The sequence below is a fragment of the Streptomyces sp. NPDC026246 genome, assembly GCF_055567995.1.
This window is the reverse complement of sequence record NZ_JBVHPJ010000006.1, coordinates 146,393-162,899: the sequence shown is the minus strand read 5'-3', so window position 1 is coordinate 162,899 and position 16,507 is coordinate 146,393. Positions and strand designations below refer to the sequence as shown.

Genomic DNA, 16,507 nt, shown 5'->3' with positions numbered 1-16,507 from the left:
CTTGTCCGGATCACTGCGCGGTGCCGACTGTGCCGGACTTGTCCGCCGGCCCGTCCCCGGCGTCCTCGCGCTCCGCCGCGGCGGTGCCGCACTCGGGGGCCGTGACCCTCACCTCGGCGGCGCCCGAGGCGGCGGCCGGGTCCAGGTCCGCGCCGGTGGGGAAGGAGGCGAGCAGCGGCGCCGGCACCGAGTCGATGTCCCCGGCCCCGTAACCGAGCGCGGACAGCGCCTCCTTGGAGGTGACCCGGTACTTCACGCCGTTGTCCGCCACGAGGTAGGTGGTGCCCGCGTGGGCCGCGCCGCTGGCGTGCAGCGCCCTGACCAGGGCGCCGTGCCCGGGGCGGACGACCGCGGCGTCCGGCGGGGCGCAGGCCGGTTCCAGCGGCTCGCCGGCGCCCTGCGGCACCGCCACCGGGGCGAGCGAGGCCAGCGGCGCCAGCACGGAGCTGATCCGGGCTCCGCCGTCGCCGCCGTCCACCTTGGCGCACAGCGCCGATCCCCGCGGCGTGGACTGCACGGTCGGCGGCGCGTCCGGCAGCTGGGCCGACCCGGCCGGGCCGGCGTCCCGGGCCCGGTGTTCGCGCAGGATGTCGGCGCCCACCGTGCGCACGTCGGGCGACTTCCCCCGGTAGGCCTCCTTCTGGGTGGCCGGGTCGCCCAGCACCAGAGCGGCTCCCAGCCGCGTCAGCGGCACCAGGCCGTCCCTGCGGAGCAGGTGGTAGGTGCTGCCGCCCCCGGGCACGCTCACCTTGAACACCTGGCCGACCCGGCCGGGCTCACCGCCGAGCTCGGGGCCCTCCTCGCCGCGTCCGGGCACCTCGGGCGGCTTCAGGGCGGGCCCGGGGGCCAGCGCGTCCAGGAAGGCCGCGGAGACCCGCATGGGCCGCTCCGAGCCGTACCCGAGGGCGTTGCGCGCGTCGGAGGCGTGGTCCAGCGGCAGTCTGCTGCCCCGCCACACCAGGTACTCCGTGCCGTCCGGGCCGCGCACCAGCACCCCGCGGTCCCCGCCCATCCCCTGGGAGTTCACGGGCGCCCCGGCGACCACCGTGGTGGCCCCCGGCTTGTCCACGCCGGTGTCGGCCGTGGCGCCCTCCGTGCTGGGCAGCGCCCCCTGCGGGCCGGTGACGCACATGTGCCAGGCACCGTCGTCCAGTCGGCCCGGGTCCGGCACGGTGTCCGGGGCGCCGGGGATGCCGACGGGCGCTCCCACCGGGGTGTCGCGCAGCGAAGCGGTGCCCACGTCGTCCGTCTCCAGGTCCGCCCCGCCGATCAGCCGCGCCGACGCGTAGTTGCGCACCGGATGCAGCACCCCGTCGGTGCCGGTCCACAGGTAGCGGGCGCCGGTGTCGCGGTTGACCACCAGGTGCTCGCCGTCGCGCCAGCCGTCGTTGCCGCCGGGCCGCAGCAGACCGTAGACGGTGGCGCCCGCACCGACCAGGACGGTGACCAGCACGCCGAAGACCACACCCCGCGTGGTGCGTCCCAGCGGGCTCTCCGGGGCGTCCGGGTCGGCCGTCAGCAGGCCCGAGCTGAGCCTGCCCATCATGAATCCGTGGGCCTGCACCTGGTCGCGTTTGGACTGCACAGCCTCTCCTCACCTCGTACTCGATGGACCGGCTTCGCGGACTCTCAGCCGAACAGGCCGCGCAGCCAGCCGAACAGGCCCGCCACCCACAGGGCGAGCGGCAGCAACGCCACCGCGAACCCGGTGTGCGCCAGCTCCGCCGCCCGGCCCCAGTACGGCAGGACGCGCCGGCCGGGCACGACCCAGGCCGCCACCACCAGGCCCGCCGCGGCGGCGAGCAGAACAGCGCAGACCACCGTGCGCCCGCCGCCGCCGCTGTCGACCGCCCAGGCGCGGGCCAGCAGCAGCAGGCCCCACACCCCGGGGACCGCCAGGGTCAGCCGCTGTGCGATGTGCACCAGGCCCCGGCAGTGCAGGAGGAGCAGCATGCTCAGCGCCAGGCAGGTCAGCACCTCGGGCAGGTCCGGACGTTCGGCCAGCACGGCCAGGGCGGCCGCGCAGACGACGCCGGTGGCGGCGAACAGCGCGGTGACCCAGCGCCCGGCCAGTTCCGTGCGCTCGGCGACCTCGGCGCCCGCGTAGGGCTCGATGCCCTCCTGGAGCTGGCTGGCGGACGACGGCAGCGCCGGCATCCGCATCCCCGCCAGCTTGAAGGCGAAGGGCGCCACCGCCCCGGCACCCAGCGCGACCACCGTCGCCACCAGCGCCGCCGTGGCCGGTACGTCCAGACCGGTGTAGCCGATCAGCGCCCCGGCGACCGCGGCGGCCACCGACACCACCGCCGTGGCCACCAGCGCAGGGGCACCGACCGCGGTGGCGGCCAGCGCGAGCACGGCCCCGCCCGCGCTCGCGGCGCCCGCCGCGAGCAGCCGTGCCCCGACGACCCGTGCGGCGTCCGGCCCCGTCAGGTCACCGCCGGGCAGCACCCAGCCGGCCAGCGCCAGGCAGGGCGCCACCAGCAGGCCCAGCGCACCGGCCGAGAGCCGGTCCCCGACCGCGCGGCTGGCCGTACCCGCCCCGGCGAGCAGCAGCAACCCGGTCACACCCGCGTACGCGGGCCTCGAGGAGGAGCTCACCCCGGGCCAGAACACCAGCAGCAGCGCGGTCAGGACGGTCGCCACCGCGGTGCCCACGAGCAGACCGCGTGCCGCGCCCGGGTGCCAGTCGTGCAGCCGGCGGCCCGCCGTGTCGGCTATCCCGTCGACCAGGTCGTCGAGCCTGGCCTCCGGCAGCGCCTCGGTGTGGGGACGCAGGTAGAGCACATCCCCGTCGGTGAGCCCGGAGCGGGCGAGGGTGGTCTCCTCGTCGAGCGGGGCGCCACCGAGCTGCTGGAGCACCCAGCCGGCGTGGTCGAGACCGGCCTCCTCGGCCTCCTCGCCGACGTAGCGCAGCAGGGTGGGCAGCAGATCGGCGACCGGCACATCGGCGGGCACGGCCAGATCGACGGAGACGCTCGGCGCGCGTACGGTCAGGCGGCACAGTTCGGCCACCGCACTGTCGGTCATCAGCTGAACTCTCGTCTTCCGTGGGATGTGTGGCAGGGAGACGTGCCCCCGGGAAAGGGGGAACGGATGAAGAGTACGTAAGGTATATGCGGCCACCAACGACAGGCCAGAGCACTGGAATTGTGTCCATGCGTCCGGTAACTACCCCTCTCGCGTGGACAGGTGGCGTGCGGTGAATGCAGACTACTGCCGACGCCCGCCGGATTGTGCTGCGGATCGGACACGCCCGGTACGGAGCAGATCGGCCCAGGAGTTGCCCGCCCCCACCCCCCGGAACACGACCGCCCCGGATTTCGCCGTTGCCCGGGACCGCACGCGTCCACCCGGTGGGACACTTCCCGCCACCACGCGTGGCGGGTATTCGGTGCGGGCCGGAAAGCCCAGCGAACCCGGAGGTTTCGTCCCTTGAGCGTGGTGCTGTTTCGCCGGCCTGCCCGCAGACGCGGACCGGAGATGCCCGAAGGGCAATTGACCCTCCAGGAACCCCCGGTCCTCGCCGAGACGGTTCCGGACACCTCGGCGATATGGACCTATCTGCCGATGGCGCTGATGTCGGTGTCGATGATGCTGATGTTCCTGCGCCCCGGCGGCGGCAACGGGGTCTTCATCTACCTGGCGATGGGCGTCATGGCGCTCTCGGCCGGAGCCATGCTCCTGGGCCAGCTGATGCGCCGCTCCAGCGAGCGCAAGCAACGCCTCAGGGGCGAACGCCGCGACTACCTCCGCTACCTGGCGCAGATCCGCAAGCGCGTGCGTGCCACCATCGTCGAACAGCAGCGGGCCCTCGCCTGGCGCCACCCGGAGCCGGCCTCGCTGCGCTCCCTGGCCCGCACCTCCCGCCTGTGGGAACGCAGGCCCGCCGACGAGGACTTCGGCGAGGTCCGGCTCGCGGTCGGCGAACAGCAGCTCGCACTCACCCTGCAGCCGGTCTCCACCCGGCCCGTGGAAGACCTCGAACCCCTCTGCGCGCACGCCCTGCGCCGCTTCATCCGGGCCTACTCCACCATCCCCGACCAGCCCCTCGGCCTCTACCTGCGTTCCTCCGCCCGGATCCTGCTGCGCCCCGAGGAGAGCCCCGACGACCCGCCCGCCCGGCCGGAGGCGACCGCTTCCCCGGCCGGGGACACCGCACACGACGCCGTCCGCTCCCTGGTGCGCGCCGCACTGGGCCACCTCGCGGTGTTCCACGCCCCCGAGGAGCTGTGGCTCGCGGTCTGCGTCAGCGACGAGCGCCGGGCCGACTGGGAATGGGCCAAGTGGCTGCCGCACGCCCTGCACCCGCACGAGGAGGACGGCGCCGGCCAGGTCCGCCGGATCACCGCCGACCTCACGGAACTGGACGACCTGCTCGGGGCCGAGTTCGCCGAGCGCCCCGGCTTCGATCCCGACGCCCGCCCCGGACGCGACGAGCCCTACACGGTCGTCGTCCTGGACGGCGTCACCGTCCCCGAAGGCCACCGCTGGGAAGGGCACGGCTACCGCAACGCGGTGGTCCTCGACGTCTCCGGTGCCCTGCGCTGGCGTCCCGGCCGCAACACCCTGCGGCTGACCGTCGGGCCGGACCGGGTGAACCTGGTGCGCACCGACCGCAGCCGCAAGGAACGCTCCGTGCCACTCGGCCGCCCCGACCGGCTCGGCCCGCTCGGCGCGGAGTCCCTCGCCCGGCTCCTCACCGCCCGTCGCATCAGCCTCGGCACCGACATCGCGCAGCCCCTGGACACCGACGTCGAACTGACCACCCTGCTCGGCATCCCCGACCTGCACCGCCACGACCCGCAGACCCTCTTCGCCCGGCACACCGGTTCCGCCCGGCTCCGGGTGCCCGTCGCGGTCGGCGTGGACGGCCGCCCCGTGGAACTCGACATCAAGGAGTCCGCGCAGGGCGGCATGGGCCCGCACGGCATGCTCATCGGCGCCACCGGCTCCGGCAAGAGCGAACTGCTGCGCACCCTCGTCCTCGGCCTGGCCCTGACCAACTCCTCGGAGACGCTCAACTTCGTCCTCGTCGACTTCAAGGGCGGCGCCACCTTCCTCGGCCTGGAGGAACTCCCGCACACCTCCGCCGTCATCACCAACCTCGCCGACGAAGTGGCCCTCGTCGAACGCATGCAGGACGCCCTGCACGGCGAACTCATGCGCCGCCAGGAGCTGCTGCGGGCCGCCGGGAACCACACCTCCGCCCTGGAGTACGAGCGGGCCCGCGCCGCAGGCGCCGACCTCACCCCCCTGCCCAGCCTGTTCGTCGTGGTCGACGAGTTCAGCGAACTGCTCTCCGCGCACCGCGAGTTCATGGACCTCTTCGTCATGATCGGCCGCCTCGGCCGCTCCCTCGGGGTGCACCTGCTGCTGGCCTCGCAGCGTCTGGACGAGGGCCGCATGCACCAGCTGGAGAGCCACCTGTCGTACCGCATCGGCCTGCGCACCTTCTCCGCCATGGAGAGCCGCGGCGTGCTCGGCGTGCCGGACGCCTACCAGCTGCCCGCCCAGCCCGGCAGCGGTTACCTGAAGTCCGGCGTGGAGGCACTGACCCGCTTCCGCGCGGCCTACTCCTCCGGCACCTACCACCGCCGCACCGGCGCGGTGGTGCAGGCCCGGGTGGCCAGTCAGGTCGTGCCCTGGACCAGTGGCTGGGTCGTGCCGCGCACCCTGGAGGCGGCACCCGAACCGGAACCCGAGACCAAGGAGACCGGCGAGGAGGAGACCCTCCTCGACGTGGCCCTGGACCGGCTGCGCGACTCCGGCCCCGCCGCCCACCAGGTGTGGCTGCCCCCGCTGGACGAGCCGTCCCCGCTCGACGCCCTGCTGCCCGGCATCGCCCCGGACCCCGAGCGTGGCCTCACCGCCGGCGGCTGGCCGGGCACCGGCCGGCTGCGCGTCCCGGTCGGCCTGGTGGACAAGCCGTTCGAGCAGCGCCGCGACCCGCTGATCGTGGACCTGTCCGGGGCCGGCGGGCACGTCGCCGTCGCCGGTGGTTCGCAGAGCGGCAAGTCCACTCTCGTCCGCACCCTGATCGGGGCCCTCGCCCTCACCCACACCCCGGCCGAAGTCCAGTTCTACTGCCTCGACTTCGGCGGCGGCGGCCTCTCCCAGCTGGCCCGCCTGCCGCACGTCGGCGGCGTGGCGGCGCGGCTCAACCCCGAGCGCGTGCACCGGGCGGTCGCCGAGGTGATGACGCTGCTGGCCCGCCGCGAGCAGTTCTTCGTCGACCACACCCTCGACTCGATGCAGTCCTACCGGCGCCGCCGGGCCGCCGGGGAGTTCCCCGACGAGCCCTTCGGCGACGTCTTCATGGTGGTCGACGGCTGGTCCACCGTCCGCCAGGACTACGACGACCTCATCCCGAAGTTCAACGAACTCGCCGCGCGCGGCCTCAACTACGGCATCCACCTGCTGATCACCACCACCCGCTGGGTGGAGCTGTCCGCCCAGGTCCGCGACCAGGCCGCCACCCGCCTCGAACTGCGCATGGGCGACCCCATGGACTCCGAGGTCGACACCCGCAAGGCCCGTTCGGTGCCGCGCAGCGGGGGCCGCGGCATCACGGCCGACACCAAGATGCACTTCCTCGCCGGTCTGCCCCGCCTTGACGGCAGCGGCTCCCTCGACGACCTCGGCGACGGGGTCGCCCACCTGGTGTCCGAGGTGTCACGCCACTGGCCGGGCCCGTCCGCGCCCCAGGTCCGGATGCTGCCGCACCGGCTCCCGCTCTCCGATCTGCCCGCCCCCGAGGCCACCGAGGGCGGCGGCATGCGCCTCCCGCTCGGCATCGACCAGGACGCTCTGGAGCCGGTCTGGCACGACTTCAGCCGCACCCCGCACCTGATCGTGGTCGGTGACACCGAGAGCGGCAAGACCAACCTGCTGCGCCGGGTCTCCGCGGGCATCACCGCCCGCTACGCCCCCAACGAGGCGAAGATCATCGTGGTCGACTACCGCCGCACGCTGGTGGACACCGTCCCCGAGGAGTACCGCATCGGGCACGTGATCTCCCTGGACAACCTCAAGGAGACCGTGGAGGGCGCCGCCCGCGCCATGAAGACCCGCATCCCGGGCGCCGACATCGCACCGGCCCGCATGCGCCGGTGCGACTGGTGGACCGGCCCGCGCCTGTTCATCCTGGTCGACGACTACGACATGGTGTCCACCAACTCCTTCCAGAGCCCCTTCGAGCCGCTCTTCGAACACCTGACACTCGGCTTCGAGATGGGACTGCACCTCGTGGTCGCGCGCAGTGCCATGGGGGCCGGCCGCGGCCTGGGCGACGGCCTGCTGCGCCGCCTCGACGAGGCCAACAACCCCGCCGTCCTCCTTTCCTGCCCGCCCACCGAGGGCCGCCTGTTCGGCAACGCCAAACCGCGCAACCTCCCCCCGGGCCGTGCCCTGCACATCGCCCGCCGCCGCGAGCGCCTGATGCAGACGGCGCTGGTGGAGGACGGCCGGGGGCCGGACGCCTGACGGGACCGGAGGAACGCCCGGCGGAACGGGAGCGGGGGCCACTCAGGTGGCCCCCGCTCCCGTTCCGCCGGTGGCCGCTCGCGCGTGCCCCGACGTCAGCTCAGTGCTGCTCCGTCCCGGTACCCGCCTCCGCCGGGCGCCAGCCCCGGGCGCGGGCGCGCGGGTAGGCGAAGGCGGCCCACAGGACGCAGAGGACGCCGGCTGAGCCGAGAAGGACGAACAGGGTGGCGCGGTGGGTGACACCGTCCGCCGCTGACGTGTCCCGCACCGCCACGGGTGCGGACCCGCCCTCGGCACGCGTCTCCCCGGGGGAGCCCTCCAGGACGGTGGTGACGGCGGCGTACGGATCCAGCTGGGGGAGGTCGGCCGGGTAGGCGGTGGCGGTCAGACGGCGGGTGACGGCCTCGGGGGAGGCGTCGGGGTGGGTGGCGCGGACCACCGCGGCGGCCCCGGCGGCGTAGGCGGTCGCCACCGCGGCGCCGCCGCCGAGGTAGTGGCCGTCGCCGCGCGGACCGCCGGACACCACGCCCGCGCCGGGGGCGGCCAGGTCGATGCCGCCGGTGCGCGGGGACCCGTCCGGGCGGGCCCCGCTGGGCAGCATGTCCGCGACGGACAGGACACCCGGCTCACCGGCCGGATAGTAGGTGCGTGCCGGGATCTCGTCGCCGCCGCGGGACGGCGGGTCCGGGGTGGCGGCCGCGACCACCACCGCACCGGCGTCGCGGGCGTCGGCCACCGCGCGGGTCAGCCCGGGGTCGCGGCGGGGCAGGGCGACCGTCACCGCGATCACGTCGGCCCGCGCCGCGACAGCCCGGCGCAGCGCGTCCACCACCAGCGCGGGCTCCGCCCGGCCGCGCGCGTCGGTGCCCCGCAGCGCGAGGATCCTCGCGCCGGGTGCGACTCCCGCGAGACTCGGCGTCGTCCCGCCGGTGCCCGCGATGAGCCCGGCCAGGAAGGTGCCGTGTCCCACGCAGTCGTCGCCGGCCGCGCCCTGGGCGGTGACCCGTCCGCCCAGCCCGGCGGCCTCGGTGTCGACCCCCGTGTCGATCAGGGCGACGGTCACGCCGGCGCCGGTGCTGTGGCGGTGCACCCGTTCGAGATCCAGCCGCTGACGGGACCAGTCCTGCTTCTTCGCCGTCGTGTCGGAGGCGGGGGTGCAGGCCTCCTGCCCGGCGTCCGGATCGAGCGCGGAGGGCATGCCGGGCAGCTGCTGCCCCTTCCCGTCGGCCGCGGGCCGCAGGGGCGGCTGCGCGGCGAGCGCGGTACCGGCCGGGGGCAGCAGCAGGGCGGCGGCGAGGCCGGCACCGGACAGCAGGCGGACGGCGGCACGGACGGAGGGCTTCATCGGGGAGCCGCCTTCGCGGTCGCGGCGGTGACGTCCTCCGGCAGGAGGATGCGCAGGTCGTCGAGGGTGGGCGCGGCCAGCGAACTGAGCCGTCCGGCCTGCCGGGTGACCATCGACTCGACCATCTGGCGGGCCAGCCGCGCGTTGCCGAAGGAGCGGTCCCGGGGCAGCGCGTCGAAGTACTCCTTGAGCAGCGGCCCGGTGCCGGGACCGCACTCGTAGCCCATGTGCGCGGCCTGTGTGCGCACGATGGTGACCAGTTCCTCGGAGGAGTAGTCGGCGAAGGCGACCCGGCGCGGGAACCGGGAGGACAGACCCGGGTTGGAGGCCAGGAAGCGTTCCATCTCGTCGGTGTAGCCGGCGACGATGACGACCACCTCGTCACGGTGGTCCTCCATCAGCTTCAGCAGGGTGTCCACCGCCTCCTGTCCGAAGTCGTTGCCCTCACCGCGCGGCGTGAGGGTGTAGGCCTCGTCGATGAACAGCACGCCTCCACGGGCCCGTTCGAAGGCCTCACGGGTGAGCTGCGCGGTGTGGCCGATGTACCGCCCGACCAGGTCGGCGCGGGCCGCCTCGACCAGCTGACCCCGCTGCAGGATGCCGAGCTGGGAGAGGATCTCGCCGTAGAGGCGGGCCACCGTCGTCTTGCCGGTGCCGGGCGGGCCGGTGAACACCAGGTGGTGGCTGAGGGACGGCACGGGCAGTCCGGCGGCCGCCCGGTGCCGGGCGGTGGTGATGAGATTGACGAGGTCCGCCACGTCCCGCTTGACCTCGGCCAGTCCGATCATGTCGCCGAGGCGGGTCAGCGGGTCGTCCCCGGCCGGGGACGTGCCGCCCGCCTCGGCGGCGGCCGTGGCGGAGACGTCCTCCGGCAGCAGCAGCCGCAGATCGTGCTCACTGACCTGCTGCTGGGAGGCGAGCCGGACCGCCTGCCGGTCCACCATCTCCTCGAACACGCCGCGCGCCGCACGGCCGTTGCCGAAACCGGCGTCCCGCGGCATCGCCTCGAAGTGCGCGGCCAGTGCCTGCGCGGTGCCCTCGCCCAGCTCGTACTGGTGCTGCGCGCACATGTTCTCCATGATCGCGACCAGTTCGGGCACCGAGTAGTTCTCGAACTCGACCGTGCGCGAGAAGCGGGAGGCCAGGCCGGGGTTGAAGGTGAGGAAGGACTCCATCTCACGCGAGTAGCCGGCGGCCACCACCACCACGTCGTCGCGGTGGTCCTCCATCAGCTTCAGCAGCGTGTCCACCGCCTCACGGCCGAAGTCGGCGCCGCCGTTGCCGCTGTCCGAGGTGAGCGTGTACGCCTCGTCGATGAACAGCACACCGCCGAGAGCCCGTTGGAAGGTCTCGGTGGTCTTGATCGCTGTCCCGCCGACGACCTGCGCGACCAGGTCGGCACGGGACACCTCCACCAGGTGCCCGCTGCGCAGCGACCCCAGCTCGGCCAGGATGGACCCGTAGAGCCGGGCGACGGTCGTCTTGCCGGTGCCGGGCGGCCCGGCGAAGACCAGGTGGCGGCTCATCGGCGGGGCGGGCATGCCCAGCTTCTCCCGGCGCTGGGCGAGCTGCGTCAGGTTGACCAGGGTGCGCACCTGCTGCTTGACGTTCTCCAGACCGATCAGCGCGTTGAGGGCGCCGAGCGGCCCGTCGGCGCGGTCCGGTGGGGGCGCGTCCGCCGCGCCGGAGCCGGCCGGATCGGTGTTCTCGGCGTTTCCGGTGCCCCAGGCGTCCCGCTTGCCGTTGCCGGTGCTGTTCAGCCCCTCCACGGCGAGGCGTTCACCGGGGGCCGTCTGCACCAGCCCGCCGCCCCCGTTCTCCCGGGCCAGGCAGTTCACCAGCGAGACGGGCGCCGTGGACTCCACCCGGAAGCCGTCCTGCGCCCCGCCGGTCGCCTCGCAGCCGCTGAGGGAGGCGAGCGCCCCCTCCCGGAGCAGGAAGCCGTGCCCCTGAGCGGCGTGCACCGCGGTGCGGTTGGCGGTCAGTTCGCCGCCGGCGGCCACCACCACGCCGTCCTCGCCGGTCACCTCGATGCGGAAGTCGCGGGCGGTGACGTTCCCGCCGTCCTCGACGGCCAGGCCGCCGGCGGCGGCGTCGGACACTCCGCCTCCGGCCAGATACAGGGTGCTGCCCGAGGCGACGCGCACCCCCGCGCCCCTCGGCCGGAGTATCTCGCAGTCCTCGGCCCGCCCACGGGCGTCCTTGACGGCCGCCACGCCGTCACCGGTCGGCTCCACCAGCCGGGCCCGGCGCAGCAGCGGGTTGGCGCCGCCGCGCACCAGGACCGCCGGCGCTCCGCCGATCACTTCGAGGCGGTCCAGTTCCGGTGCCGAGTCCTCCTCCAGCAGCAGACCCGTCTCCTCGCAGTCGCGGACGGTGAAGCCGGTGAGGGCCGGCGAGGCCGCCCCGGCGACCCGCAGGGCCGCACCTCCGGCGCCGTCCACCCAGCAGTCCTCGAAGGTGCCCCGGGCCCGGTCGGTGACCAGCACACCGTGGCCCCGGGCACGGGAGACCCGGCAGCGCCGCAGCACCGGGTCGGTCCCGGCGGCCAGCGTGATCCCGTTCCCGGAGGCGCCCGTGACCCGTACGTCCTCCAGCGTCGTGCGGCCCGCGCTGCTCAGGTGCACGCCGGTGCTGGTGTCGTGCAGGACGGTGCGGACGACCGAGAGGGAGCAGTTCTGCTCCAGGGCCAGGGAGGGCTTGTCGGTGGAGGAGATGTCGCAGTCCTCGACGGTGCCGCGTGACTCGCCGTTGGCGAGCAGGCCGTTGCCGCGGGCGTCGCGCACGGTGCAACCTCGCACGCGTGCCTCGCCCTGCTCGGCGAGGACGAGGCCGCTGGTCCCCAGGTGCTCGAAGGTGCAGGACTCCACCGTGGTCGGCGTGGTCGAGGTGACCACGATGCCCGCCCCTTGCCCGTTGCTCACCCGGCAGTCCCGCAACGCGAGCGAGCCGGTGCCTCCGGCCAGCAGTGCGGTCCATGCGGCGCCGACGATCTCACAGCCGTCCAGCGCGGCCTGCCCGCGCCGTACGTCCACGGCCGGTTCCTCGGCGTCACCGCCGCGCAACGTCAGTTCGGAGAGCATCACCGCGTCGGCGCGCAACGCGAGCACGCTGCCCGAGCGCGGCCTGATCTCCACGGTGCCCCGGCCTTCGGCCGCGGTGAGGGTGACCCGGGTGTGGATCACCAGGTTCTCCGCGTAGGTCCCGGGCCGGACGCTGATGATCGCGCCGGTCCGGGCAGCCGAGAGCGCCTCACCGATCGTCCGGTAGCGGTCCCCGTCTCCCGGACCGACCGTCAGTACCTGGCGCGACACGCACCAACCTCCTTGCCGTGGCGTGGTCTTCAGCGTGCGCCCCGCTCGACGGGGGCGCGTGTCGGCGGGCCGACGGGGTCATGATGCCTCGCCCCGCGCGGGCGAGTTCGCGGAGCGGTACGCCCACTCCGTTGCCTGTCCGGTCAGACGCTCCACTTCTGGTTGTCGGTCCCGGCGCAGGTCCACAGCTGCAGCCCGGCCCCGTTGCCCCGGTTGTTGTCCTTGATGTCGACGCACTTGCCGACCACCGTGTTGACCAGGTCGTGGCTGCCGTTCAGCGTGAACTGCTGCGCGGCGTTGCCGTTGCACCAGGCGATCTGGATGGGGGTGCCGTCGCCGTAGTCGGCCCCGGCCACGTCCAGGCACTTGCCGCCGATGCGTACGGTGCCGTCCGAGGCGAACCGCCATGCCTGCGCGGGGCTGCCGTTGCAGTCCCACACCCACAGCTGCTTGCCGTCGCTGAAGTCGCCGTCGGGTACGTCGACGCAGCGGCCGGAGAGGTGACTGTGCAGCGAGACGGGGGAGCCGAGGCTGATGCCCGAACCGGCCTTGGCCGGCCGGTCCTTGTCGTCGCCGGACCGGTCTGTGCCCTTCCGCCGGCCTTCGGCCGGCGCCTCGGGCTCGGCCGTCGCCGTGGAGTCTTTCTTCGGCGTCTTGCCGCCGTCGTGCTCGCCGGTGCGCGTAGCCGGGGTGGTCCGGGTTGCCGGCTTCCCCGCCTTGGCGGTCGACTTCTCCGGTTCACCGGAAGGGCTGTCGCGGGGGGAGGCCGCCACGAACTCGCCGGGCGCCTCCTGGCCGTCGTCGCCGAGCACGGTTCCCGCTCCGGCCGCCTGCTTGCGCTCACCACCGTCGTCGTTCCCGCCGAGCACCAGGAACGGCACCGACACCAGCAGTGCGCCGACGATCGCCGCTCCGGCCAGCACCGCCTTGCCGGGCCGTCCGACCGGAACGGCCTGCTGCTGCGGCCGGTCGATCGCGGTTCGGGTCATGGTCCTTACGAGGGCGGGGCGGCGGCTCTCGGCCGCTGCGGCGGCCCCGGGTCCGGCCTCGCTCTCGGTCCGGGCGGCGGGATCCGTTGCGGTCGGGGCTTCGCTGTCGGCCCGGGCGGCGGGATCCGTTGCGGTCGGGGCCTCGCTGTCGGTCCGGGCAGTGGGGGCCGCCGCGGCCGTGGCGCCGGCGGGGGTTCCGCCCTCGGGACCGGTCGCATTCCCGGCTGGGGAGGGCTCGGGCCGTGCGGTCCCCCCGGCCCGCGACGGGCCCGACCCGGTGGCGGCGGGGGCAGCCTCGGCGGGGGCGGTCTCGTCCTGGGAACGGGCCTGCGCAGGGGTGCCCGGGGTGGTGGGGGGTTGCTGGGCCGGTCGCGTCACGGGGTCCTCCCTGTGGTGTGGGGCCAGGGTGCGGGTAAGCCGTCACCCGGGAAGCCTGCGGGGACGGCAGGGCCGGCGGCGGGGGTGCCGGCCGGGAGAGGCGAGCCCGTGACGTCGGCGCCGGGCTCGTCTCCCGTACCGGCTGCGGAGCCGGGGACGCTGTCAGCCGGGACCAACAGCGGTGCCGCCGCCCCTGCGTTGACCAGCAGCACGGTGCCGGGGTCGGGCAGGGAAGGCGCCAGTTCCTCCACCGTCAGTGTGTCGTGGTGAAGTGCCGGGGACATGAACGCGTGCGCCGGTGAGGTGAACAACAGCACCACGGGCGCCCCGTCCTGCCCGGCGGCGACGAGCGGCCCGCCGTCCGGCCCGCGCAGCACGGAGACCTCCGCTGCGGCGAGTGCCGCCAAGGCGTCCTCCACCGGCCCGTAGCCGGTGGCGGCCCGCTGCGCCGCCGCGTCCACCGGATCCGTGGGCTCCGGCCAGCCGAGCATCCTCGCGGAGGGGCGGTAGGCGGGGTTGGCGCGGAACTCGGTGACGTCCCCGCTGTCGTCCGACCGCCATTCCCCGAGCACCGCCCACTCCGGCGGCGTCCGCTCGGGTGCCCAGTCCGGGTCCACCACGCCGATCCAGTGCCCCGGAGCCCGACGGGCGGCGGCGCGCACGGCGTCGGGTATCTCGGGTGTCTCGATCGTCTCGGGTGTGTCAGGTGTCTCGGGCAGGGCGCCCGGCAGGGCCGCTTGCCGTTCTCGGGGCCGTATCTCCACCTGAACTCTTGGGTCCCTACGCATACTTGGATGCCGAACGGCATGGACACACGCCGACGCCGGTCGGCCGGGGTCCTCAGGATGCCACACCGGCCTGGTCCGTAGGTGCCCGAGCAAGCTCCGTATAAGCCTGTGGCGTGCCCGTTTGCTGCCCGGGTGGAGAACGTTCCGGGAGCAGCGAGACGCCGACGGACAAAGCGACTCGGGGTGTTGCGACGGTGGCGCGGCCGTCGTCCCACAGACGCGTTACGTTGGCCTTGTCGTCGGACTCGTCGGCGTACGGTTCGGTCCCGCCGGGACGTCCGTCCGCAGGCGTGCGGCCAACCCGGTTGGCTCAGAACGGCGTTGTGCCGGCTCCCGGTGCCGGGGCGCGGGGCGCCGGGGTGCCGGAACACCCGGCGACGCGGACGAGCCGAAGGCACACCATGGCGTGGCACTGCCGAACCCGCGCCCGGCGTCGCGGCGTTCACCGCGTCCGGCCGCCGCGCGGGCCCCCGCCCACCACCGAGAGCTCCGCCACCGAGGAGGAGTAACCGCATGTCCCCCCAGCACCACACCCCTGGCGCGAAAGCGGAGAAGGCCGCCGGCCCCGGCGGAGAGGAGACCGGCTCCCCGTCCGGCACCTCCGCACCGACGGCCGAGGGCCCGGGCCGGACCACCGCGTCCGAGGGGCGGCCGGGTGCCGCTTCGGCAGAACGCCCCGCCGCCCTTGAGGAGAGGCCGGCCACCACCGAACCGAGCACGGCCGCTCCCGAGGCCGCTCCCGAGGCCGCTCCCGAGGCCGAGCCCGAGGCCGGTCCTGAGGGCACCGCGGTCCCTGGCGCGCCCGACCCGACCGCGGAACCCCGGACGGGCACCCCTGCGCCGGAGACCGCTGCTTCCGCACCGGCATCAGCCACGTCGTCCCAGGCATCGGCGGCATCGACGGCGCCGGAGGCCCCCGTCACACGCATCGGCGTCGCGGCTGCCGCCGCCGCGGTGCATCCCGCCCCCACGACCGGCACCGGCGTCCGGACGGGCCGGCCCCGCAAACCGGTCCTGGCCGGAGCAGCGGTCCTCGGTGCCGTGCTGGTGGCCGTACCGCTGCTGCTGACCGGCGGCGGGAGAGACGAGGACGGCCGCAACGCGTCCAGGACGGTGACGGCGGGTGACGCGGACACGGTCCTGAAGCCGGAGTCGGCCCCCGCCGCCCTGGACGACTACGTGGCCGAGAAGCCCAGCGCGTCGCCCAGGAAGAAGCCGGAGAAGAGCGCCGCTCCGGTCGCCGCCGCGCCCCAGCCGGTGGCGGTCCCGCCGAAGCCGAGCCCGAGCAACTCGCCCACGAAGAAGCCCGAGCCCAAGCCGAAACCGAAGCCGAAGGCCGCGCCCAAGCCCGACTGGGGAACCGCGACCGTCTCGGCGGTCAGCGTCCTGGAGGTCAACCAGGCCTGGACCACCAACCGCATCCGCATGATCATGCAGCCCGACGGCAACCTCGTCGTCTACAACGAGAAGGGCAAGCCCATCTGGGCGTCCATGACTTTCGGCGAGAACCACCGGGCGATCTTCCAGCAGGACGGCAACCTCGTCATCCACAACGCTGACGACCGTCCCATCTGGGCCGCCCGCACCCACGGCCACGAGGGCGCGCAGCTGGTGCTGCGAGCGGACGGCAAGGTGGTCATCGTGCACAACGGCGGAGTCATCTGGTCGACCTGACACCTGACACCTGACACCTGACGCCTGACGCCTGACGCCTGACACCTGACCTCGACACCTGCCGCCGGAGTCGGTGGCGACGACGCGGTACTACGTCCGGGGCGCCTTCGCTCCGGGCACCCTCGCTCCGGGCACCGCGCACGCCGCGGTCCCGCCCGGCAGCCGCATGCGGTTCCCTGCCACGAGACGGTAGACGCCGTGGGCGATCCACCGCACGGGCGGCAGGGTGAGGACGGCTCCTGCGACGGACCACGCTCCACCGGCGCTGAGCAAGATCTTCGCCACCGCCTGGGCGCCGCCGTACACCCGCCCGGTGGGCGTCACCCACAGAGCCTCGTGGCGGGCCTGCTCCGCGGTGACGCCGAGCGAGTCGAGATCCGCCTGCTGCCATGCCACGATCCCGCACCGGGGCCGCACCAGGCGCTGGACGACGCCCACGGACGAGGTGCAGAAACCGCAGTCCCCGTCGAAGATCAGTACTGGTTGCCTTCGCACCCCTCCATCGTCCCTCACCCGGACAAGCCGGGGGCCGGT

9 protein-coding genes are annotated in these 16,507 nt (G+C 74.4%); 2 read left to right on the top strand and 7 right to left on the bottom strand.

Features of this window, described 5'->3' with window-relative positions:
- Nucleotides 1–10: 10 nt before the first annotated feature.
- Both eccB and eccD read right to left on the bottom strand, forming a co-directional pair.
- Nucleotides 11–1,585, bottom strand: a complete 1,575-nt coding sequence (eccB, locus tag ACZ4M5_RS17265; protein ID WP_467737583.1) for a type VII secretion protein EccB — start codon at nt 1,583–1,585, stop codon at nt 11–13.
- Between the two features lie 44 nt (nt 1,586–1,629).
- Nucleotides 1,630–3,030, bottom strand: a complete 1,401-nt coding sequence (gene eccD, locus ACZ4M5_RS17260; protein ID WP_467737581.1) for a type VII secretion integral membrane protein EccD — start codon at nt 3,028–3,030, stop codon at nt 1,630–1,632.
- A 453-nt stretch (nt 3,031–3,483) separates the two neighbouring features.
- On the opposite strand from eccD, the gene eccCa reads away from it, so the two are divergent.
- The gene (gene eccCa, locus ACZ4M5_RS17255) at nt 3,484–7,485 is read left to right on the top strand and encodes a type VII secretion protein EccCa (RefSeq protein WP_467737580.1); all 4,002 of its coding nucleotides are present in this window, start codon (nt 3,484–3,486) and stop codon (nt 7,483–7,485) included.
- Nucleotides 7,486–7,585: 100 nt separating this feature from the next.
- Here eccCa and ACZ4M5_RS17250 read toward each other — a convergent pair whose 3' ends face one another.
- The 4 genes from ACZ4M5_RS17250 to ACZ4M5_RS17235 all read right to left on the bottom strand — a co-directional run bounded on the left by ACZ4M5_RS17250 (nt 7,586) and on the right by ACZ4M5_RS17235 (nt 14,269).
- Entirely contained in the window at nt 7,586–8,830 is a 1,245-nt protein-coding gene (locus ACZ4M5_RS17250) for a S8 family serine peptidase (RefSeq protein WP_467737579.1), read from the bottom strand.
- Nucleotides 8,827–12,144 carry a right-handed parallel beta-helix repeat-containing protein gene (locus ACZ4M5_RS17245; protein ID WP_467737577.1) on the bottom strand — a complete coding sequence of 1,106 codons (3,318 nt, stop codon included), beginning with the start codon at nt 12,142–12,144 and terminating at the stop codon, nt 8,827–8,829. Before ACZ4M5_RS17245 ends, ACZ4M5_RS17250 begins: the two co-directional genes overlap by 4 nt.
- A 143-nt stretch (nt 12,145–12,287) precedes the next feature.
- A complete protein-coding gene (locus ACZ4M5_RS17240) occupies nt 12,288–13,133 on the bottom strand; it encodes a ricin-type beta-trefoil lectin domain protein (RefSeq protein ID WP_467737575.1) in 846 nt (281 codons plus the stop codon).
- 374 nt (nt 13,134–13,507) lie between these two features.
- Complete coding sequence (locus tag ACZ4M5_RS17235) at nt 13,508–14,269, bottom strand: type VII secretion system-associated protein (RefSeq protein ID WP_467738029.1); 762 nt, start codon at nt 14,267–14,269, stop codon at nt 13,508–13,510.
- A gap of 543 nt (nt 14,270–14,812) precedes the next feature.
- Between ACZ4M5_RS17235 and ACZ4M5_RS17230 the strand changes: the two genes are divergently transcribed.
- Complete coding sequence (locus tag ACZ4M5_RS17230; protein WP_467737573.1) at nt 14,813–15,973, top strand: mannose-binding protein; 1,161 nt, start codon at nt 14,813–14,815, stop codon at nt 15,971–15,973.
- Nucleotides 15,974–16,063: 90 nt separating this feature from the next.
- Here ACZ4M5_RS17230 and ACZ4M5_RS17225 read toward each other — a convergent pair whose 3' ends face one another.
- Complete coding sequence (locus ACZ4M5_RS17225; protein WP_467737571.1) at nt 16,064–16,468, bottom strand: thiol-disulfide oxidoreductase DCC family protein; 405 nt, start codon at nt 16,466–16,468, stop codon at nt 16,064–16,066.
- Between the last annotated feature and the right edge of the window lie 39 nt (nt 16,469–16,507).